The organism is Pseudomonas sp. TE3728 (assembly GCF_056279145.1).
In genome coordinates, this window is record NZ_JBWBQT010000001.1 from 5080461 (window position 1) to 5101869 (window position 21409).

The following is a 21409-nucleotide window of genomic DNA, read 5'->3' on the forward strand; positions in this document are numbered from 1 at the left end:
AGCCACCACTACTGCGGCATCCAAATCCAAAGTTTCGGGAGAGTGAACATGGGCAAAATTATCGGTATCGACCTGGGGACTACCAACTCCTGCGTCTCCGTGCTGGAAAACGGCAAAGCCAAAGTTATTGAAAACGCTGAAGGCGCGCGTACCACGCCGTCGATCATCGCTTATGCCAACGACGGTGAAATCCTGGTTGGCCAGTCGGCCAAGCGTCAGGCAGTGACCAATCCGCATAACACCCTGTACGCGGTGAAACGTCTGATCGGTCGTCGTTTTGACGAAGAAGTCGTACAGAAAGACATCCAGATGGTCCCTTACAAGATCGTCAAGGCTGACAACAACGACGCCTGGGTTGAAGTGAACGGCCAGAAAATGGCGCCGCCACAAATTTCGGCTGAAATTCTGAAGAAAATGAAGAAGACCGCCGAAGACTACCTCGGCGAGCCAGTGACCGAAGCGGTGATCACCGTTCCGGCCTACTTCAACGACAGCCAGCGTCAAGCCACCAAAGACGCCGGCCGCATCGCGGGTCTGGACGTTAAACGTATCATCAACGAACCAACCGCAGCCGCACTGGCCTACGGTATGGACAAGGCCAAAGGCGATCACACCGTGATCGTTTACGACTTGGGCGGCGGTACTTTCGACGTTTCCGTGATCGAAATCGCTGAAGTCGATGGCGAGCACCAGTTCGAAGTGTTGGCCACCAACGGTGACACTTTCCTGGGTGGTGAAGACTTTGACATTCGTCTGATCGACTACCTCGTTGACGAGTTCAAGAAAGAAAGCGGCATGAACCTCAAGGGTGACCCGCTGGCCATGCAGCGCCTGAAAGAAGCCGCTGAGAAAGCCAAGATCGAACTGTCCTCGAGCCAGTCGACCGACGTGAACCTGCCGTACATCACTGCAGACGCTACCGGTCCTAAGCACTTGAACGTGAAAATCTCCCGCGCCAAGCTCGAAGCGCTGGTTGAAGACCTGGTTCAGCGCACCATCGAACCTTGCCGCATCGCGATGAAAGACGCCGGTATCGACGTTGGTTCGATCAACGACGTGATCTTGGTCGGCGGTCAGACCCGTATGCCACTGGTTCAGAAGCTGGTAACCGATTTCTTCGGTAAAGAAGCACGTAAAGACGTCAACCCTGACGAAGCTGTTGCCATGGGTGCTGCTATCCAGGGCGCGGTATTGGCTGGTGACGTGAAAGACGTTCTGCTGCTCGACGTCAGCCCGCTGACCCTGGGTATCGAAACCATGGGCGGCGTGATGACCGCACTGATCGAGAAAAACACCACGATTCCTACCAAGAAATCGCAAGTGTTCTCGACTGCCGACGACAACCAGGGCGCAGTGACCATTCACGTCCTGCAAGGTGAGCGTAAGCAGGCCGCACAGAACAAGTCCCTGGGCAAGTTCGACCTGGCCGAGATTCCACCAGCACCACGTGGCGTGCCACAAATCGAAGTGACCTTCGACATCGACGCCAACGGCATTCTGCACGTCGGCGCGAAAGACAAGGCTACCGGCAAGACTCAGTCGATCGTGATCAAGGCCAACTCCGGTCTGTCCGAGGAAGAAATTCAGCAGATGGTTCGCGATGCTGAAGTTAACGCTGAAGAAGACCGCAAGTTCGAAGAGCTGGCCAGCGCCCGTAACCAAGGCGATGCCCTGGTTCACTCGACGCGCAAAATGGTCGCTGATGCTGGCGATAAAGTGAGCGCTGAAGAGAAGACTGCAATCGAAGCCGCTGTAGTTGCCCTGGAAACCGCCATCAAAGGCGACGACAAGGCCGCTATCGAAGCCAAGGTTGAAGAGCTTTCCAAAGTCTCCGCGCCAGTGGCTCAGAAGATGTACGCCGACCAGGCTCAGCCAGCTGAAGGCGCGGCACCGCACGACGAAAAAGCTGAAAAAGCTGACGACGTCGTCGATGCCGAGTTCGAAGAAGTCAAAGACCACAAGTAAGTTGTTGGTCGCCCGGTTGACTGCCTTCAGGCGGTGACTGGTAGGATGTCGCCGCGCGGGAGCTTGCTCCCGCGTTGGCGTGTCTGGAGTTAGCGAATTTTTACAGCATGCGACAACCGTTCGGGTGCTGATGGTATGGCCGGAAATGCTCCTGCTTTTCGAGTCGAAAGTACCGCATCGAATCAAAGACCAGGATCGTTGAATTGACGTGAGTTGGGTCCGGGCCTGTATTGGGGCTCAACGAGTTTGGCGAGGCTCAGGAGAGGTTTGCCGAACGTCCTTAAGAGTGCAAAGACTTATGGCAAAGCGTGACTATTACGAAGTATTGGGTGTTGAGCGTGGCTCAAGCGAAGCGGACCTGAAAAAGGCCTACCGTCGCCTGGCGATGAAGCATCACCCGGACCGTAATCCCGATGACAAAGCGTCGGAAGATATGTTCAAGGAGGCCAACGAGGCCTACGAAGTGCTGTCCGATTCCAGCAAGCGCGCGGCCTATGACCAATACGGTCATGCCGGAGTCGACCCGAGCATGGGTGGCGGCGGCGCCGGTTTTGGCGGTCAGAACTTCTCCGACATCTTTGGCGATGTCTTCAGTGACTTCTTCGGTGGCGGTCGCGGCGGGTCCCGTGGCGGTGCTCAGCGCGGCAGCGATCTGCGTTACACCCTGGAGCTGAACCTGGAAGAAGCGGTGCGCGGCACGACCGTGAATATCCGCGTTCCGACATTGGTCAACTGCAAGCCGTGCGATGGCTCGGGCGCCAAGAAAGGCTCCTCGCCGATCACGTGCCCGACGTGCGGCGGTATCGGTCAGGTACGCATGCAGCAGGGCTTCTTCTCGGTGCAGCAGACCTGCCCGCGCTGCCATGGCCAAGGCAAGATCATTTCCGATCCGTGCGATTCCTGCCGCGGCGAAGGTCGTGTCGAAGAGTACAAGACCCTGTCGGTGAAAGTGCCGGCCGGTGTCGATACTGGCGACCGTATTCGCTTGTCTGGTGAAGGTGAGGCGGGTGCGCAGGGTGGTCCGACCGGCGACCTGTACGTGGTAATCAACGTGCGCGAGCACGCGATCTTCCAGCGTGACGGCAAGCACCTGTTCTGCGAAGTGCCAATCAGCTTCGTCGATGCAGCGCTGGGCGGCGAACTGGAGATTCCGACCCTTGATGGTCGGGTCAAGCTGAAGATCCCTGAAGGGACTCAGACCGGTAAGCAGTTCCGTGTTCGCGGCAAAGGTGTTGCGCCGGTTCGCGGCGGCGGTGCTGGCGACCTGATGTGCCGCGTGGCGGTCGAAACCCCGGTCAACCTGGGTCGTCGTCAGCGCGAATTGCTGGAGGAGTTGCGCAGCTCCCTGGCGGGTGACAACAGTCATTCGCCGAAAACCACCGGTTGGTTCGAAGGCGTGAAGCGCTTCTTCGGCGATTTGTAAGGAGTCGGCATGCGACGTATAGCTGTGATGGGCGCTGCCGGGCGCATGGGTAAGATTCTGGTCGAAGCGGTGCAGCAACGCGCGCCGCTGACCGGCTTGACGGCAGCCATCGTGCGCCCCGGCAGCACACTGATTGGCGTGGATGCCGGTGAGCTGGCATCGCTGGGGCGAATCGGTGTGCCGCTGTCCGGCAAACTGGATGCGGTGGCCGATGAGTTCGATGTGTTGATCGACTTCACGCTCCCGGAAGTGATGCTGAAAAACCTGGAGTTCTGCCGTAAAGCGGGCAAGTCCATGGTGATCGGCACCACGGGGCTGGACGCGGCGCAGAAGCAGTTGCTGGCCGAGGCGAGCAAGGATATTGCGATTGTGTTCGCGGCCAATTTCAGTGTCGGTGTAAACCTGTCGCTGAAGCTGCTCGACATGGCAGCTCGTGTGCTGGGCGATGACGCTGATATCGAAATCATCGAGGCTCATCATCGGCACAAGATCGATGCGCCTTCAGGCACGGCTCTGCGCATGGGCGAGGTGATCGCCAGCGCGCTGGATCGTGATCTGCAGAAGGTGGCGGTCTATGGTCGTGAAGGTCATACCGGTGTGCGTGAGCGTGAAACGATCGGTTTCGCGACTGTTCGCGGTGGTGATGTGGTCGGTGATCACACGGTGCTGTTCGCCTGCGAGGGTGAGCGACTGGAAATCACGCACAAGGCATCCAGCCGTATGACCTTCGCCAAGGGGGCGGTACGTGCAGCTTTGTGGCTGGATGGTCGTGAGCCAGGCCTTTACGACATGCAAGACGTGCTCGATCTGCGGTAAGATGTGCCCGAAATCGGGTTCAAACTCAGCGTTTGGGCCCGGTTTTATTCCGCCAAGCGACGTCCTGTCGCATTCTCCGGCCTTTAGGGCTCATTGGCGGTAGACCAAAAATGCCTTTTTCTGTAAGCTACAGCTTTAGTGTGTCCACTAAAAGCGCGCAGAATAATTCGGTGAAGAAGCGGGGTGACGTGTCCATACGTCACTCCGCTTTTTTACAACCTGCGATCGCCCTTTCAGGCTTTATTTACGGGAGGTCTTCTTGACTAAGCCAGCCATACTCGCCCTTGCTGATGGCAGCATTTTTCGCGGCGAAGCCATTGGAGCCGACGGTCAAACCGTTGGTGAGGTGGTGTTCAACACCGCAATGACCGGCTATCAGGAAATCCTTACCGATCCTTCCTACGCCCAACAGATCGTTACCCTGACTTACCCGCACATCGGCAATACCGGCACCACGCCGGAAGACGCCGAGTCCGATCGCGTCTGGTCCGCTGGCCTGGTCATCCGTGACCTGCCACTGGTTGCGAGCAACTGGCGCAACACGATGTCACTGTCCGACTACCTGAAAGCCAACAATGTGGTGGCAATCGCCGGTATCGACACTCGCCGCCTGACACGCATCCTGCGTGAGAAAGGCGCGCAGAACGGCTGCATCATGGCCGGTGACAACATTTCCGAAGAAGCCGCCATCGCCGCCGCCCAGGGCTTCCCTGGCCTTAAAGGCATGGACCTGGCGAAAGTCGTCAGCACCAAAGAGAAGTACGAGTGGCGCTCGACTGTCTGGGACTTGAAAACCGACAGCCACGCGACCATCGACGCTTCCGATCTGCCGTACCACGTGGTTGCCTACGACTATGGCGTCAAGGTCAATATCCTGCGCATGCTGGTCGAGCGCGGCTGCCGCGTGACCGTGGTGCCTGCGCAGACTCCAGCCGCCGAAGCATTGGCACTGAAACCGGACGGCGTGTTCCTGTCCAACGGCCCGGGCGACCCTGAGCCATGCGACTACGCGATCCAGGCAATCAAGGACGTGCTGGAAACCGAGATTCCGGTGTTCGGTATCTGCCTTGGTCACCAGCTGTTGGCTCTGGCCTCTGGCGCCAAGACCCTGAAAATGGGCCATGGCCACCACGGTGCCAACCATCCGGTCCAGGATCTGGACAGCGGTGTGGTGATGATCACCAGCCAGAACCACGGTTTTGCGGTAGACGAAGCGACCCTGCCAGGCAACGTTCGGGCGATCCACAAATCGCTGTTCGACGGCACCCTGCAAGGCATCGAGCGTACCGACAAGAGCGCCTTCAGCTTCCAGGGTCACCCTGAAGCCAGCCCTGGCCCGAACGACGTAGCGCCACTGTTTGATCGCTTCATCAACGAAATGGCCAAGCGACGCTAATCGCTCGCCCTGATGTAGCGAAGCCTGAGGGCGGTCCCGAAACCGGTGGCCCCCTCAAGGCTTCAGAGATTGAACAAGACGGCTTGCCGACTGACCTGCGGATTTGAGTGACAACCCATGCCAAAACGTACAGACATTAAAAGCATCCTGATTCTCGGCGCTGGCCCGATCGTGATCGGCCAGGCCTGCGAATTCGACTACTCCGGCGCCCAGGCCTGTAAAGCCCTGCGCGAGGAGGGTTACCGCGTCATCCTGGTGAACTCCAACCCGGCGACCATCATGACCGACCCGGCCATGGCCGACGCCACCTACATCGAACCGATCAAGTGGCAGACCGTTGCCAAGATCATCGAGAAAGAGCGTCCGGACGCACTGCTGCCGACCATGGGCGGCCAAACCGCTCTGAACTGCGCCCTGGACCTGGAGCGCGAAGGCGTTCTGGAGAAGTTCGGCGTAGAAATGATCGGCGCCAACGCTGACACCATCGACAAGGCCGAAGACCGTTCGCGCTTCGACAAGGCGATGAAATCCATCGGTCTGGACTGCCCGCGTTCGGGTATCGCCCACAGCATGGAAGAGGCCAACGCGGTTCTCGAGCGTCTCGGCTTCCCGTGCATCATTCGTCCGTCCTTCACCATGGGCGGTACCGGTGGCGGTATCGCTTACAACCGTGAAGAGTTCGAAGAAATCTGCGCCCGCGGTCTGGACCTGTCGCCGACCAAAGAGCTGCTGATCGACGAATCGCTGATCGGCTGGAAAGAATATGAGATGGAGGTTGTCCGCGATAAGAAGGACAACTGCATCATCGTCTGCTCCATCGAAAACTTCGACCCGATGGGCGTGCACACCGGTGACTCGATCACTGTTGCGCCAGCACAGACCCTGACCGACAAGGAATACCAGATCCTGCGTAACGCCTCGCTGGCGGTACTGCGTGAGATCGGCGTCGAGACTGGCGGTTCCAACGTCCAGTTCGGCATCTGCCCGAACACCGGCCGCATGGTTGTGATCGAGATGAACCCGCGGGTATCCCGTTCCTCGGCTCTGGCCTCGAAAGCCACCGGTTTCCCGATCGCCAAGGTCGCGGCAAAACTGGCTGTCGGTTACACCCTCGACGAGCTGTCGAACGACATCACCGGTGGCAAGACCCCGGCGTCCTTCGAGCCGTCCATCGACTACGTCGTCACCAAGCTGCCACGCTTCGCCTTCGAGAAGTTCCCGAAAGCCGACGCACGCCTGACCACTCAAATGAAGTCGGTCGGTGAAGTCATGGCCATCGGCCGGACCTTCCAGGAATCCCTGCAGAAAGCCCTGCGCGGTCTGGAAGTGGGCGTTTGCGGCCTGGACGAGAAGCTCGACCTGAGCAACCCGGAAAGCATGAGCATCCTCAAGCGCGAACTGACCGTGCCGGGCGCCGAGCGTATCTGGTACGTCGCTGACGCGTTCCGCGCCGGCCTGTCGGTCGAAGATATTTTCGGCATGAACATGATCGACCCGTGGTTCCTGGTGCAGATCGAAGATCTGATCAAGGAAGAAGAGAAGGTCAAGACCCTGGGTCTGGCCAGCATCGACCACGACGTGATGTTCCGCCTCAAGCGCAAAGGTTTCTCCGACATGCGTCTGGCCAAGCTGCTGGGGGTGACCGAGAAGGCTCTGCGTCGTCACCGTCACAAGCTGGAAATCTTCCCGGTCTACAAGCGCGTTGACACCTGCGCGGCCGAGTTCGCCACCGACACCGCTTACCTCTACTCGACGTACGAGGAAGAGTGCGAAGCCGCGCCGTCGGGCCGCGACAAAATCATGATCCTCGGCGGCGGTCCAAACCGTATCGGCCAGGGCATCGAGTTCGACTATTGCTGCGTACACGCGGCACTGGCCCTGCGCGAAGACGGTTACGAGACCATCATGGTCAACTGCAACCCGGAAACCGTTTCCACCGACTACGACACCTCCGATCGCCTGTACTTCGAACCAGTCACTCTGGAAGACGTACTGGAAATCGTCCGCGTCGAGAAGCCGAAAGGCGTGATCGTCCAGTACGGCGGCCAGACTCCGCTGAAACTGGCGCGTGCCCTGGAAGAAGCTGGTGTGCCAATCATCGGCACCAGCCCTGACGCCATCGACCGTGCCGAAGACCGTGAGCGCTTCCAGCAAATGGTTGAGCGTCTGAACCTGCGTCAGCCGCCAAACGCCACCGTGCGCAGTGAAGACGAAGCAATTCGTGCCGCGGCCAAGATCGGTTACCCGCTGGTGGTTCGTCCGTCCTACGTACTGGGCGGCCGCGCGATGGAAATCGTCTACGAAGAAGAAGAGCTCAAGCGCTACCTGCGTGATGCGGTGAAAGTGTCCAACGACAGCCCGGTGCTGCTCGATCACTTCCTCAACTGCGCGATCGAAATGGACGTGGATGCAGTGTGCGACGGGACCGACGTGGTGATCGGCGCGATCATGCAGCACATCGAGCAGGCCGGCGTTCACTCCGGTGACTCCGCGTGCTCCCTGCCGCCGTACTCGCTGCCTGCTCACATCCAGGACGAGATGCGCGAACAGGTCAAGAAAATGGCCCTGGAACTGGGCGTTGTCGGCCTGATGAACGTTCAGTTGGCGCTGCAAGGCGAAGACATCTACGTCATCGAAGTCAACCCGCGCGCTTCCCGTACCGTTCCGTTCGTGTCCAAGTGCATCGGTGTTTCCCTGGCAATGATTGCGGCTCGCGTGATGGCCGGTAAAACCCTGAAGGAAATCGGCTTCACCAAAGAAATCATCCCGAACTTCTACAGCGTGAAAGAGGCGGTGTTCCCATTCGCCAAATTCCCTGGCGTGGACCCGATCCTGGGCCCAGAGATGAAGTCCACCGGTGAAGTGATGGGCGTGGGTGACACCTTCGGCGAAGCCTTTGCCAAAGCCCAGATGGGCGCCAGCGAAGTGCTGCCGACTGGCGGCACTGCGTTCATCAGCGTGCGTGACGATGACAAGCCACTGGTTGCAGGCGTGGCCCGTGATCTGATCAACTTGGGCTTCGAAGTGGTCGCCACTGCTGGTACTGCCAGGCTGATCGAAGCCGCAGGCCTGAAAGTGCGTCGTGTGAACAAGGTGACCGAGGGTCGTCCGCACGTGGTCGACATGATCAAGAATGACGAAGTCACCCTGATCATCAACACCACCGAAGGTCGCCAGTCGATCGCTGATTCCTACTCCATTCGTCGTAATGCCTTGCAGCACAAGATCTACTGCACCACTACCATTGCTGCTGGCGAAGCTATCTGTGAAGCGCTGAAGTTCGGTCCCGAGAAGACCGTGCGCCGCTTGCAGGATCTACACGCAGGATTGAAGGCATGATCAAATACCCAATGACCGTCCAGGGCGCGAAAGCCCTGGAAGAAGAACACGCTCACCTGACCAAGGTCGTCCGTCCGAAGCTCAGCCAGGACATCGGTACGGCCCGCGAGTTGGGTGACTTGAAGGAAAACGCCGAATACCACGCTGCTCGCGAGCAGCAGGGGATGGTTGAGGCGCGGATTCGTGACATCGAAGGCCGGATTCAGAATCAGGTCATCATTGATGTCACGACCATTCCTCACACCGGCAAAGTGATTTTCGGCACCACCGTTGAAATCGCCAACGTCGAGACTGATGAGCGCGTCACTTACCACATCGTGGGTGAGGATGAGGCTGACTTCAAACTCGGCAAGATTTCGGTGGGTTCGCCACTGGCTCGTGCCTTGATTGCCAAGGAAGAGGGTGATGTGGTCGCCGTGAAAACGCCGGGCGGCGTTATCGAGTACGAGATTGTCGAAGTTCGCCACCTCTGAAAGAAGGCGCCCGCTACGTGCGGGCGCCATGCTTTGGCAGCTGACCCAAATGTTGTGGGTTGGCGGCCTGTGGCTGTTGCACATCGGTCTGCTGCCGGTGCTGGGGCGAATAGGCCTGGCACCGCTGCTGATCGACGAAATCGCAGGCATGCTGAATACGCTGATGGTGGGATTTGCCACAGCGTGTTTGATTTTTCAGGCTTTGGTGCTGGTTCAGGCCGAGGGCCTTGCCAGTCTATGGCGCGATATTCGTGGGCAACTGCTGATGATGGCGCTGTATGGGCGCGCGATGTATTTCGCGGTCCACGTCAGCTGGCCGCAGGCGGCGCATTGGCAGCTGTTCAGCTATCTTGTTCTGGGATTTTCCGGGCTGGTGCTGGTGATGCAACCGGTGCCGGGATGGAGTGTGAGGGTGCGCGAAGCACACCCTTGACCCTTGTCATCACTTGAAGCGATGGACGTTCGACAGCTGCTTGTTGACGCTGAAGTTCTTGCGGTAAATCAGTGCCATCTTGCCGATGACTTGAACCAGATCGGCTTTACCGGCCTTGCAGAGTTCTGCAATGGCTGCCAGGCGCGATTCGCGATCGAGGATGTTGAGCTTGATTTTGATCAGCTCGTGATCCGCCAGCGCGCGTTCAAGTTCGGCTAACACACCTTCAGTCAAACCGTTGTCAGCCACAATCAAAACTGGTTTCAGATGGTGGCCAATGGATTTGTACTGTTTCTTCTGCTCTTGAGTGAGCGGCATAATCTGACCCTTTAGTCTGGATTCTGTAAAATGGCGGCCATTTTACCCGAGGGTTCGTGGATCCGCCCAATTAATCACGACCCTTATCATCGAGGTGCCCAATGGCGCGTTCCAAGACAAGCCTTGGTTGGCTGAAAAGACATGTCAATGATCCCTATGTGAAGCAGGCGCAGAAGGATGGTTACCGCTCGCGTGCGAGTTACAAGCTTCTGGAGGTCCAGGAGAAATACAAGCTGATCCGTCCGGGTATGAGCGTTGTCGACCTGGGTGCGGCGCCCGGCGGCTGGTCGCAGGTCACTAGTCGGCTGATCGGTGGTCAGGGGCGTCTGATCGCCTCGGACATCCTGGAAATGGACAGCATTCCGGACGTGACTTTCATCCAGGGTGACTTCACCCAGGACGAAGTGCTCGCTCAGATCCTTGAAGCCGTGGGTAATTCGCAGGTGGACCTTGTGATTTCCGATATGGCCCCCAATATGAGTGGTACGCCTGAGGTGGACATGCCAAAAGCCATGTTTCTATGTGAGCTGGCTCTTGATCTGGCGGCTCGGATACTCAAGCCGGGTGGTAATTTCGTGATCAAGGTGTTTCAGGGCGAAGGGTTTGATGCTTACGTGAAGGACGCTCGTCAGAAATTCGACAAGGTCCAGATGATCAAGCCGGACTCTTCCCGTGGCAGTTCCCGCGAGCAATACATGCTGGCTTGGGGCTACCGCGGCCGTAGTGAGTAAATCGAGGTTTTTTTGCGGGTCGATAGGATTTTCGTATTTCGCCCCGTGAGCATTAGCGAATATTGTGTAGAAAGTGTTTCACAAAGGGTTACAGACGGCGCCTGCCAGAGCCGTAGGTAATGTAGTAAGTTAGGCCGGTGAATATCATGCGAAGCACGCGCCATTAGCGGAGCTTGCTTCAGAGGGTAGTTAATTGAACGATATGGCAAAGAATCTGATCCTGTGGTTGATCATCGCGGCTGTCCTGGTGACGGTGATGAACAACTTCTCCAGCCCTAACGAGCCGCAGACCCTCAACTATTCCGACTTCATCCAGCAGGTCAAGGATGGCAAGGTCGAGCGCGTAGCGGTTGATGGCTACGTGATTACCGGCAAGCGCAACGATGGCGACAGCTTCAAGACCATTCGTCCGGCAATCCAGGACAATGGCCTGATCGGCGACCTCGTGGATAACCACGTGGTAGTCGAAGGCAAGCAGCCTGAGCAGCAAAGCATCTGGACTCAACTCCTGGTCGCAAGCTTCCCGATCCTCGTAATCATCGCTGTCTTCATGTTCTTCATGCGGCAGATGCAGGGCGGTGCCGGTGGCAAGGGCGGGCCGATGAGCTTCGGCAAGAGCAAGGCGCGCCTGCTCTCCGAAGATCAGGTGAAAACCACTTTGGCTGACGTTGCCGGTTGCGACGAAGCCAAGGAAGAAGTTGGCGAGCTGGTCGAATTCCTGCGTGATCCGGGCAAGTTCCAGCGTTTGGGCGGTCGCATTCCTCGTGGCGTGCTGATGGTCGGTCCTCCTGGTACTGGTAAAACCTTGATCGCCAAGGCGATTGCCGGCGAAGCCAAAGTGCCGTTCTTCACCATTTCCGGTTCCGACTTCGTCGAGATGTTCGTCGGTGTCGGTGCCAGTCGTGTTCGTGACATGTTCGAGCAGGCGAAGAAGCACGCGCCATGCATCATCTTCATCGATGAAATCGACGCCGTCGGTCGCCACCGTGGTGCCGGCATGGGCGGCGGTCACGACGAGCGCGAACAGACTCTCAACCAGTTGCTGGTAGAGATGGACGGCTTCGAAATGAATGACGGCATCATCGTCATCGCAGCGACCAACCGTCCTGACGTACTGGACCCTGCATTGCTGCGTCCGGGCCGTTTCGACCGTCAGGTCGTGGTCGGTCTGCCGGATATCCGTGGTCGCGAGCAGATTCTTAAAGTCCACATGCGCAAAGTGCCAATGGGTGACGACGTCGCTCCGGCCGTGATCGCGCGTGGTACTCCTGGTTTCTCCGGTGCCGACCTGGCCAACCTGGTGAACGAGGCGTCGTTGTTCGCAGCCCGTGCCGGCAAGCGCATCGTCGAGATGAAAGAGTTCGAACTGGCCAAAGACAAGATCATGATGGGTGCCGAGCGCAAATCCATGGTCATGTCCGAGAAAGAGAAGCAGAACACTGCCTATCACGAAGCTGGTCACGCTATCGTCGGTCGCGTTGTCCCTGAGCATGACCCGGTCTACAAAGTGTCGATCATCCCGCGCGGTCGTGCGCTCGGTGTGACCATGTTCCTGCCGGAAGAAGATCGCTACAGCCTGTCCAAGCGTGCGCTGATCAGCCAGATCTGCTCGCTGTACGGCGGTCGTATCGCTGAAGAAATGACCCTGGGCTTCGACGGTGTCACCACCGGAGCATCCAACGACATCATGCGTGCCAGCCAGATCGCACGGAACATGGTGACCAAGTGGGGCTTGTCGGAAAAACTCGGCCCGTTGATGTACGCCGAAGAAGAGGGCGAAGTGTTCCTCGGTCGTGGCGGCGGTGGCCAGCATGCCAGCTTCTCCGGCGAGACAGCCAAGCTGATCGACTCCGAAGTGCGCAGCATCATTGACCAGTGCTACGGCACGGCCAAGCAGATCCTTACGGATAACCGTGACAAGCTCGATGCCATGGCGGATGCCTTGATGAAGTACGAGACGATCGATGCCGATCAGATCGATGACATCATGGCGGGTCGTACGCCTCGCGAACCTCGCGACTGGTCCGGCAGCAGCGATACTTCCGGTACCCCTCCGGCTGTGCAGGATGGGCGTCCGGAAACACCAATCGGTGGCCCGGCTGCTGACGTATAAGGTTTGAAATGACTTCTGTTCAGTCCTCGACCCGGTTGCCTTGCGGCAACCGGGTTCTTGATTTGGCCCAGACGCATGTCATGGGCATTCTCAATGTCACTCCCGACTCCTTTTCCGATGGCGGCCGATACAGTCAGCTGGATGCGGCCCTGCGCCATGCTGAGGCGATGGTGGCGGCTGGCGCGACGCTGATCGACGTTGGTGGTGAATCGACCCGGCCCGGTGCCAGGGCGGTTTCACCGCTTGAAGAGCTCGAGCGTGTAGCGCCTATCGTTGAGCGCATCAGTCGTGAACTCGATGTGATCATCTCGGTCGATACCTCCACGCCGGCAGTTATGCGTGAAACCGCAAGGCTGGGGGCGGGTTTGATCAATGATGTGCGTTCGTTGCGTCGAGATGGCGCTCTGGATGCGGCAGCGGCTACCGGCTTGCCGGTATGTCTGATGCATATGCTCGGTGAGCCGGGCGACATGCAGGACAATCCGCAGTACCAGGATGTGACGAAAGAGGTCGGCGAGTTTCTCGCTGAGCGCATGGTTCAGTGCGCGTCAGTGGGCATTCCCGCTGAGCGGATCATTCTCGATCCGGGCTTCGGCTTCGCGAAAACCTTGCAGCACAACCTGAGCTTGTTTAAGCATATGGAGGCCTTGCATGCCTTGGGGCGGCCCTTGTTGGTGGGGGTTTCGCGAAAGAGCATGATCGGGCAGGCCTTGAATCGGCCGGTGGGAGAGCGCCTGCATGGCGGTTTGGCGCTCGCGGCGCTGGCTTCAATCAAGGGGGCGCGTATATTGCGCGTCCATGATGTGGCTGAAACCGTTGATGTGGTGCGGATGATCGCCGCCGTAGAATCAGCCGAATAAGAATGATGGAGTAATTATGAGCAAAAAATACTTTGGCACCGACGGCATTCGTGGTCGGGTCGGTGAATACCCGATTACTCCTGATTTCATGCTCAAGCTTGGCTGGGCGGCAGGCATGGCATTTCGCAGCATGGGTGCCTGCAAGGTGCTCGTGGGCAAGGACACCCGGATCTCTGGTTACATGTTCGAGTCGGCGCTTGAGGCCGGGCTGACCTCGGCAGGTGCTGATGTGATGCTCCTGGGGCCGATGCCGACGCCGGCCATCGCCTATCTGACACGTACCTTTCATGCTGAAGCCGGCATCGTGATCAGCGCTTCGCACAACCCTCATGACGACAACGGCATCAAATTTTTCTCCGGGAAGGGCACCAAGCTTCCGGATGAAGTCGAGTTGATGATTGAAGAGTTGCTCGACACCCCTATGACCGTGGTTGAGTCGAGCAAGATCGGCAAGGTATCGCGAATCAACGATGCCTCGGGCCGTTATATCGAATTCTGCAAGAGCAGCGTTCCGACCGGCACCAGTTTTGCCGGGCTGAAGATCGTGATCGACTGTGCCCACGGTGCGACCTATAAAGTGGCGCCTAGTGTGTTCCGTGAGCTGGGGGCCGATGTCGTTGTGCTTTCTGCTCATCCTAATGGCCTGAACATCAATGAGAATTGCGGTTCAACCCATATGGAGCCGCTGCAAGCTGCTGTATTGGCCGAGCACGCCGATTTGGGTATTGCCTTTGACGGAGATGGTGACCGGGTCCAGATGGTTGATCACACTGGCGCTGTCGTCGACGGTGACGAGTTGCTGTTCATCATTGCTCGCGATCTGCAAGAGCGCGGCAAGTTGCAGGGCGGTGTGGTCGGTACGCTGATGAGTAACCTGGGGCTGGAATTGGCCTTGGCGGATCTGGCCATTCCTTTTGTGCGCGCCAACGTTGGCGACCGTTACGTGATCTCCGAGTTGCTGGAGCGCGATTGGCAGGTGGGCGGGGAAAACTCGGGGCACATTGTCTGCTTCAGTCATACCACCACCGGTGATGCGATTATTGCCGCGCTGCAGGTGTTGATGGCCCTGAAGAGGCGCGCAGAAGGCTTGGCTCAGTCCCGTCAGGCGTTGCGCAAGTGTCCTCAGGTGCTGATCAATGTCCGGTTTGGCGGTGGTGCGAATCCACTCGAACATCCGACCGTCAAGGAAGCGAGTGATCGTGTCACTCAGGCGATGGCCGGTCGTGGGCGCGTACTTTTACGCAAGTCCGGGACAGAGCCGCTGGTGCGGGTCATGGTCGAGGGCGAGGACGAAACGCAGGTTCGCGGTTACGCCGAAGAGCTGGCGAAACTGGTAACTGAAGTTTCTGTCTGATTTCGGCTTGCCAGCCATGATTGTGTTGGGTAACATCTGCGCCCACTTTGACCGACGAGGTACAGCATGCGTCGCCCTATGGTAGCTGGTAACTGGAAGATGCACGGTACCCGCGCCAGCGTCGCTGAGCTGATCAATGGCCTTAGTCATCTGGCCTTGCCGAGCGGTGTTGATGTCGCGGTATTCCCGCCTTGCTTGCATATCAATCAAGTGATTGATGGCTTGAAAGGCAAGTCGATTTCGGTCGGCGCGCAGAATTCTGCAGTGGAATCCATGCAAGGTGCATTGACCGGTGAAATTGCGCCGAGTCAATTGGTGGATGCAGGTTGTTCCCTGGTGCTTGTCGGGCACTCTGAGCGCCGCCAGATAATGGGCGAGCAGGATGGAATGCTGATTCGCAAGTTCGCAGCAGCGCAGGCATGTGGCTTGATTCCGGTGTTGTGCGTAGGGGAAACCCTCGAAGAGCGCGAAGCTGGAAAAACTCTTGAGGTTGTCGGGCGTCAGCTTGGCAGTATCATTGAGGAGCTGGGTGTAGGTGTCTTTGCAAAGGCAGTAATCGCTTACGAGCCGGTCTGGGCCATTGGCACCGGACTGACTGCTTCGCCGCAACAAGCGCAGGATGTGCACGCAGCCATTCGCGCTCAGTTGGCGGCAAAGAATTCTGAAGTCGCGCAAGGTGTGCGGCTTCTATACGGCGGCAGCGTGAAGGCGGCCAATGCGGTCGAACTGTTCGGCATGCCGGATATCGATGGGGGGCTCATTGGTGGAGCTTCCCTGAATGCAGATGAGTTCGGTGCGATTTGTCGCGCCGCGGGAAACTGAAAAAATGCTGGAAACAGTCGTAGTCGTTTTTCATCTGCTGGGTGCATTGGGCGTAGTTGCTCTGGTTTTGCTGCAGCAGGGTAAAGGTGCGGATGCTGGTGCGTCTTTCGGAGCAGGTGCTTCAAATACTGTGTTCGGAAGCCAAGGTTCCTCTACCTTTCTTAGTAAGTTTACTGCTATACTTGCCGCCGGTTTCTTCATAACCAGCTTGGGGTTAGGTTACTTTGCTAAAGAGAAGGCTCATGAGCTGACTCAAGTAGGTTTGCCAAACCCGGCAGTGTTGGAAGTTCCAAAGCAACAACCGGCTTCTGATGATGTACCGGTGCTTCAAGAGCAAAAGTCGGCTACTCCAGCGACTGACGTGCCTCCAGCTCAAGAGCAGAAGTAAGAAGGGTTTCAAACGTAGTATTGCCGAGGTGGTGGAATTGGTAGACACGCAACCTTGAGGTGGTTGTGCCCATAGGGTGTAGGGGTTCGAGTCCCCTTCTCGGTACCAATTGTCAGGAGAGCCCGCTGTTGCGGGCTTTCTTGTAGGTGGAAGGTTACATTGACCCTGTCAGGGATCGGTCGTATACTTCCGCCCCAGCTTTGTCGCGGGGTGGAGCAGTCTGGTAGCTCGTCGGGCTCATAACCCGAAGGTCGTCGGTTCAAATCCGGCCCCCGCAACCAGTTTAAGGAGCCCCTTTTCAGGGGCTTTTTGTTAGCTGGACACTTTCAACGCCGCTGTTCAACGGCGTTTCAAGGATGGGCGTTTCGCCCATTTTTTTATTTTGCACAGCATGCACATACATGCACGAGGGGGTTCAGGTGTCGAGCAAGCTAGAAGAGTTGCAGGCCTTGCTGGCCCCGGTGGTCGTGGCCCTAGGCTATGAATGCTGGGGTATTGAGTTTTCGGCTCAAGGTCGCCACTCAATGTTGCGCGTTTATATTGATAAAGAGGGCGGCGTGCTGGTGGACGATTGTGCCATCGTCAGCCGTCAGATCAGCGGTGTACTGGATGTTGAAGATCCGATCGCCGTTGAATACACCCTTGAAGTTTCCTCGCCTGGCATGGAACGCCCACTGTTCACTATTGAGCAGTTTGCAAAATTTGCCGGTGAACAAGTGAAGATCAAGCTGCGCTCGCCTTTTGAAGGTCGGCGCAACTTTCAGGGCCTTCTGCGCGGTGTAGAAGAGCAGGACGTTGTGGTGCAGGTTGAAGACCATGAGTTCCTGTTGCCGATCGATATGATCGACAAGGCCAACATTATTCCCAGTTTTGACTGAGACGCGGATCCCGCGGATCCAATGGCTTGCGAAAGGCGAGGCGTACGATGAGCAAAGAAGTACTGCTGGTTGTTGAGTCGGTATCCAATGAAAAGGGCGTACCGGCAAACGTAATTTTTGAAGCGCTGGAGCTGGCTCTGGCCACTGCTACCAAAAAGCGTTTTGAGGACGAAGTCGATCTGCGTGTGGAAATCAATCGCCACACCGGTGCTTACGAGACATTCCGTCGCTGGACGGTCGTCGAAGAAGCAGACCTAGACGATCCGGCCATCGAAACCTGGCCAAGCAAGGTTGCCGAAACGCATCCTGGCGCCAAGGTCGGCGATGTTGTCGAAGAAAAGATCGAATCCATCGAGTTCGGCCGCATTGCTGCACAGACTGCCAAGCAAGTCATCGTGCAGAAAGTTCGCGAAGCCGAGCGTGCTCAAGTCGTCGACGCCTACCGCGAGCGCCTGGGGGAAATCATCTCCGGCACCGTGAAGAAAGTCACCCGCGACAACGTGATCGTCGACCTGGGCAATAACGCTGAAGCATTGCTGGCCCGTGAAGACATCATTTCTCGCGAAACCTTCCGGGTTGGCGTGCGTCTGCGTGCGCTGCTCAAGGAAATCCGCACCGAGAACCGCGGCCCTCAGTTGATCCTGTCGCGTACCGCGCCGGAAATGCTGATCGAGTTGTTCCGCATCGAAGTGCCGGAAATCGCTGAGGGCCTGATCGAAGTAATGGCTGCGTCCCGCGACCCGGGTTCGCGCGCCAAGATCGCGGTCCGCTCCAAGGACAAACGCATTGACCCGCAAGGCGCTTGCATCGGTATGCGCGGTTCGCGCGTCCAGGCAGTGTCCGGCGAGTTGGGCGGTGAGCGTGTGGATATCGTCCTGTGGGACGATAACCCGGCGCAGTTCGTGATCAATGCAATGTCGCCGGCTGAAGTGGCGGCAATTATCGTTGACGAAGATGCCCATGCAATGGACATCGCCGTTGGCGCAGACAATCTGGCTCAGGCCATCGGTCGCGGTGGTCAGAACGTGCGTCTGGCTAGCCAATTGACTGGCTGGACCCTGAACGTGATGACTGAATCGGACATCCAGGCTAAGCAGCAAGCAGAAACCGGCGACATCCTGCGCAACTTCATCGACGAGCTGGAAGTCGACGAAGACCTGGCACAGGTGCTGGTAGATGAAGGCTTCACCAGCCTGGAAGAGATTGCCTACGTACCGTTGGAAGAAATGCTCAACATCGACGGCTTTGACGAAGAAACCGTCAACGAGCTTCGCGCTCGCGCCAAGGATCGTTTGTTGACTAAAGCCATCGCTACTGAGGAAAAGCTGGCAGACGCCCATCCGGCCGAAGACCTGCTCTCGCTTGAGGGTATGGACAAGGATTTGGCGATGGAACTGGCGGTGCGCGGCGTAATTACCCGCGAAGACCTGGCCGAGCAGTCTATTGACGACCTGCTCGACATCGACGGCATTGACGATGATCGTGCCGGCAAGTTGATCATGGCCGCCCGAGCCCATTGGTTCGAGTAATTAGGCGCGGCCTGAGGAGAGAAGTGCATGACGCAAGTCACGGTGAAACAACTGGCCGATGAGGTCAAAACACCGGTAGAGCGCCTGTTGCAGCAGATGCGTGAGGCAGGTCTGCCGCACACCGCCGCCGATGAAGGTGTGAGCGATAGTGAGAAGCAGTCTTTGCTGACTCACTTGAAGAGCAGCCACAAGGCGAAAGTGGAAGAACCGCGCAAGATTACATTGCAGCGCAAAACCACCAGCACCCTGCGTGTTGCTGGTAGCAAGAGCATCAGCGTTGAAGTACGCAAGAAGAAAGTCTTCGTACAACGCAGCCCGGAAGAAATCGAAGCCGAGCGCAAACGCGAACTGGAAGAACGCCGCGCAGTAGAAAATGCTGCTCGTCAGAAGGCTGAAGAAGAAGCCAAGCGTCGCGCCGAAGAAGAAGCGCGTCGCCAGCCTGCTGCTGCGCAAACCGCTACTAACGACGCCGTTGCAGCGCCTGCTGCAGTTGCCGAACCAGTGCGTGAAAGCGCGCCGGTTGTTGCAGCTGCACCAGCACCAGCGGCCGACACTCGTAAACGCGACGAACAGCGTCGTCCGGACAAACCACGTGCCGACGATGCCAATCGTCGTGGCAGTGGTGATGGCGAGCGCAAAAACGCTCCGCATCGTGCTTCGGTCAAGGAAAAAGCGCCTGCTCCACGTGTTGCGCCACGTACTACCGACGAAGAAAGCGATGGCTTCCGTCGTGGTGGTCGCGGCAAGGCCAAGCTGAAGAAGCGCAACGCCCACGGTTTCCAGAGCCCAACCGGCCCTGTTGTGCGCGAAGTGAAGATCGGCGAGACCATCACTGTTGGCGATCTCGCCCAGCAGATGTCGGTCAAGGCTGCTGAAATCATCAAGTTCATGTTCAAACTGGGAACTCCAGCGACCATCAACCAGGTACTGGATCAGGAAACTGCCCAACTGGTTGCCGAAGAGCTGGGCCACAAAGTGACCCTGGTCAGCGACACCGCCCTGGAAGATTCCCTGGCCGAGTCCCTGAAGTTTGAAGGTGAAGCGTTCTCCCGTGCACCGGTTGTGACCGTAATGGGCCACGTTGACCACGGTAAGACCTCGCTGCTCGACTACATCCGTCGTGCCAAGGTAGCTGCTGGCGAAGCCGGTGGTATCACCCAGCACATCGGTGCGTACCACGTTGAAACCGAACGCGGCATGGTCACCTTCCTCGACACCCCTGGTCACGCCGCGTTTACCGCCATGCGTGCCCGTGGTGCCAAGGCGACCGACATCGTGATCCTGGTGGTTGCAGCGGACGACGGCGTAATGCCGCAGACCGTTGAAGCCGTTCAGCACGCCAAGGCTGCTGGTGTTCCGCTGGTTGTTGCCGTGAACAAAATCGACAAGCCGGGCGCCGATCTCGATCGCATCCGTAGCGAACTGTCGGTTCACGGCGTGACTTCCGAAGAGTGGGGCGGCGACACCCCGTTCGTATCGGTTTCGGCGAAAGTCGGTACTGGCGTGGACGAGTTGCTCGAAGCTGTTCTGCTGCAAGCTGAAGTTCTCGAACTGAAAGCGACCCCTTCGGCTCCTGGCCGTGGCGTTGTGGTTGAATCGCGTCTCGACAAAGGTCGTGGCCCGGTTGCAACCGTTCTGGTTCAAGACGGTACCCTGCGCCAAGGCGACATGGTGCTGGTCGGTTCGAACTATGGCCGCGTTCGCGCCATGCTCGACGAGAACGGCAAGCCAATCAAGGAAGCCGGTCCTTCCATCCCTGTCGAGATTCTCGGCCTGGACGGTACCCCGGACGCTGGCGACGAGATGAGCGTTGTTGCCGACGAGAAGAAAGCCCGTGAAGTGGCTCTGTTCCGTCAAGGCAAGTTCCGCGAAGTCAAACTGGCCCGCGCTCACGCTGGCAAGCTTGAAAACATCTTCGAGAACATGGGTCAGGAAGAGAAGAAGACGCTCAACATCGTCCTCAAATCCGACGTCCGTGGTTCGCTGGAAGCATTGAACGGTGCCTTGAATGGCCTGGGTAACGACGAAGTGCAAGTGCGTGTGGTCGGTGGCGGTGTCGGTGGTATCACCGAATCCGACGCCAACCTGGCCCTGGCCTCCAACGCTGTACTGTTCGGCTTCAACGTGCGTGCCGATGCTGGCGCTCGCAAGATCGTCGAGCAGGAAGGTCTGGATATGCGTTACTACAACGTGATCTACGACATCATCGAAGACGTCAAGAAAGCCCTCACCGGTATGCTGGGCAGCGATGTTCGCGAGAACATCCTGGGTACCGCTGAAGTGCGTGACGTGTTCCGCTCGCCGAAGTTTGGCGCGATCGCCGGTTGCATGGTTATCGAAGGTGTTGTTCACCGTAACCGTCCAATCCGTGTACTGCGTGAAGACATCGTTATCTTCGAAGGCGAGCTGGAATCCCTGCGCCGCTTCAAGGATGACGCTTCCGAAGTACGTGCCGGCATGGAATGCGGTATCGGCGTGAAGAGCTACAACGACGTCAAGGTCGGCGACAAGATCGAAGTCTTCGAGAAGGTGCAGGTTGCTCGCAGCCTCTAACTCGCGCACTTCAAGGGC

Annotated in this window: 17 protein-coding genes and 2 tRNA genes; 18 read left to right on the forward strand and 1 reads right to left on the reverse strand. The window is 57.9% G+C overall.

Translation table 11 applies throughout. The annotated features are described in order from the left end of the window. Positions 1-48 precede the first annotated feature (48 nt). From dnaK to ACZ89R_RS22215, 7 genes are all read left to right on the forward strand, one after another. The gene (gene dnaK, locus ACZ89R_RS22185; RefSeq protein WP_007900530.1) at positions 49-1965 is read left to right on the forward strand and encodes a molecular chaperone DnaK; all 1917 of its coding nucleotides are present in this window, start codon (positions 49-51) and stop codon (positions 1963-1965) included. A 298-nt stretch (positions 1966-2263) separates the two neighbouring features. Continuing rightward, positions 2264-3388 (forward strand): molecular chaperone DnaJ, encoded by a 1125-nt coding sequence (dnaJ, locus tag ACZ89R_RS22190; RefSeq protein WP_052965674.1) that lies wholly within the window; start codon positions 2264-2266, stop codon positions 3386-3388. Positions 3389-3397: 9 nt separating this feature from the next. Next, the gene (gene dapB, locus ACZ89R_RS22195) at positions 3398-4204 is read left to right on the forward strand and encodes a 4-hydroxy-tetrahydrodipicolinate reductase (RefSeq protein WP_123498876.1); all 807 of its coding nucleotides are present in this window, start codon (positions 3398-3400) and stop codon (positions 4202-4204) included. A 259-nt stretch (positions 4205-4463) separates the two neighbouring features. After that, positions 4464-5600, forward strand: a complete 1137-nt coding sequence (gene carA, locus ACZ89R_RS22200; RefSeq protein ID WP_192346341.1) for a glutamine-hydrolyzing carbamoyl-phosphate synthase small subunit — start codon at positions 4464-4466, stop codon at positions 5598-5600. Positions 5601-5717: 117 nt separating this feature from the next. Further along, positions 5718-8939, forward strand: coding sequence for a carbamoyl-phosphate synthase large subunit (gene carB, locus ACZ89R_RS22205; protein WP_123498879.1), 3222 nt, complete (start codon positions 5718-5720; stop codon positions 8937-8939). Continuing rightward, entirely contained in the window at positions 8936-9412 is a 477-nt protein-coding gene (gene greA, locus ACZ89R_RS22210; protein ID WP_007942892.1) for a transcription elongation factor GreA, read from the forward strand. Before carB ends, greA begins: the two co-directional genes overlap by 4 nt. 28 nt (positions 9413-9440) lie before the next feature. Then, entirely contained in the window at positions 9441-9845 is a 405-nt protein-coding gene (locus ACZ89R_RS22215) for an MFS transporter (RefSeq protein WP_429544562.1), read from the forward strand. Positions 9846-9854: 9 nt separating this feature from the next. Here ACZ89R_RS22215 and ACZ89R_RS22220 read toward each other — a convergent pair whose 3' ends face one another. Further along, on the reverse strand, positions 9855-10163 hold the full coding sequence (locus ACZ89R_RS22220) for a YhbY family RNA-binding protein (RefSeq protein ID WP_007900503.1): 309 nt from the start codon (positions 10161-10163) through the stop codon (positions 9855-9857). A gap of 101 nt (positions 10164-10264) precedes the next feature. On the opposite strand from ACZ89R_RS22220, the gene rlmE reads away from it, so the two are divergent. From rlmE to infB, 11 genes are all read left to right on the forward strand, one after another. After that, positions 10265-10894: a 23S rRNA (uridine(2552)-2'-O)-methyltransferase RlmE gene (rlmE, locus tag ACZ89R_RS22225; protein WP_007900501.1), complete on the forward strand. Its 630-nt coding sequence runs from the start codon at positions 10265-10267 to the stop codon at positions 10892-10894. A gap of 202 nt (positions 10895-11096) precedes the next feature. Beyond that, positions 11097-13007, forward strand: coding sequence for an ATP-dependent zinc metalloprotease FtsH (ftsH, locus tag ACZ89R_RS22230; protein WP_123498885.1), 1911 nt, complete (start codon positions 11097-11099; stop codon positions 13005-13007). Between the two features lie 8 nt (positions 13008-13015). Next, entirely contained in the window at positions 13016-13867 is an 852-nt protein-coding gene (gene folP, locus ACZ89R_RS22235) for a dihydropteroate synthase (RefSeq protein ID WP_429375285.1), read from the forward strand. 16 nt (positions 13868-13883) lie between these two features. Further along, positions 13884-15221: a phosphoglucosamine mutase gene (gene glmM / locus ACZ89R_RS22240; protein ID WP_123498887.1), complete on the forward strand. Its 1338-nt coding sequence runs from the start codon at positions 13884-13886 to the stop codon at positions 15219-15221. 66 nt (positions 15222-15287) lie between these two features. After that, the gene (gene tpiA / locus ACZ89R_RS22245) at positions 15288-16043 is read left to right on the forward strand and encodes a triose-phosphate isomerase (protein ID WP_429544561.1); all 756 of its coding nucleotides are present in this window, start codon (positions 15288-15290) and stop codon (positions 16041-16043) included. 4 nt (positions 16044-16047) lie between these two features. Then, positions 16048-16431, forward strand: coding sequence for a preprotein translocase subunit SecG (gene secG / locus ACZ89R_RS22250; RefSeq protein ID WP_030128079.1), 384 nt, complete (start codon positions 16048-16050; stop codon positions 16429-16431). Between the two features lie 22 nt (positions 16432-16453). Beyond that, positions 16454-16539, forward strand: a tRNA-Leu gene (locus ACZ89R_RS22255). 96 nt (positions 16540-16635) lie between these two features. Beyond that, a tRNA-Met gene (locus tag ACZ89R_RS22260) sits at positions 16636-16712 on the forward strand. A gap of 138 nt (positions 16713-16850) precedes the next feature. Then, on the forward strand, positions 16851-17309 hold the full coding sequence (gene rimP, locus ACZ89R_RS22265; RefSeq protein WP_010463487.1) for a ribosome maturation factor RimP: 459 nt from the start codon (positions 16851-16853) through the stop codon (positions 17307-17309). 47 nt (positions 17310-17356) lie between these two features. Further along, positions 17357-18838 (forward strand): transcription termination factor NusA, encoded by a 1482-nt coding sequence (gene nusA / locus ACZ89R_RS22270; protein WP_007900474.1) that lies wholly within the window; start codon positions 17357-17359, stop codon positions 18836-18838. Positions 18839-18865: 27 nt separating this feature from the next. Beyond that, the gene (gene infB / locus ACZ89R_RS22275) at positions 18866-21391 is read left to right on the forward strand and encodes a translation initiation factor IF-2 (RefSeq protein ID WP_063341586.1); all 2526 of its coding nucleotides are present in this window, start codon (positions 18866-18868) and stop codon (positions 21389-21391) included. The last annotated feature ends 18 nt before the right edge of the window (positions 21392-21409 follow it).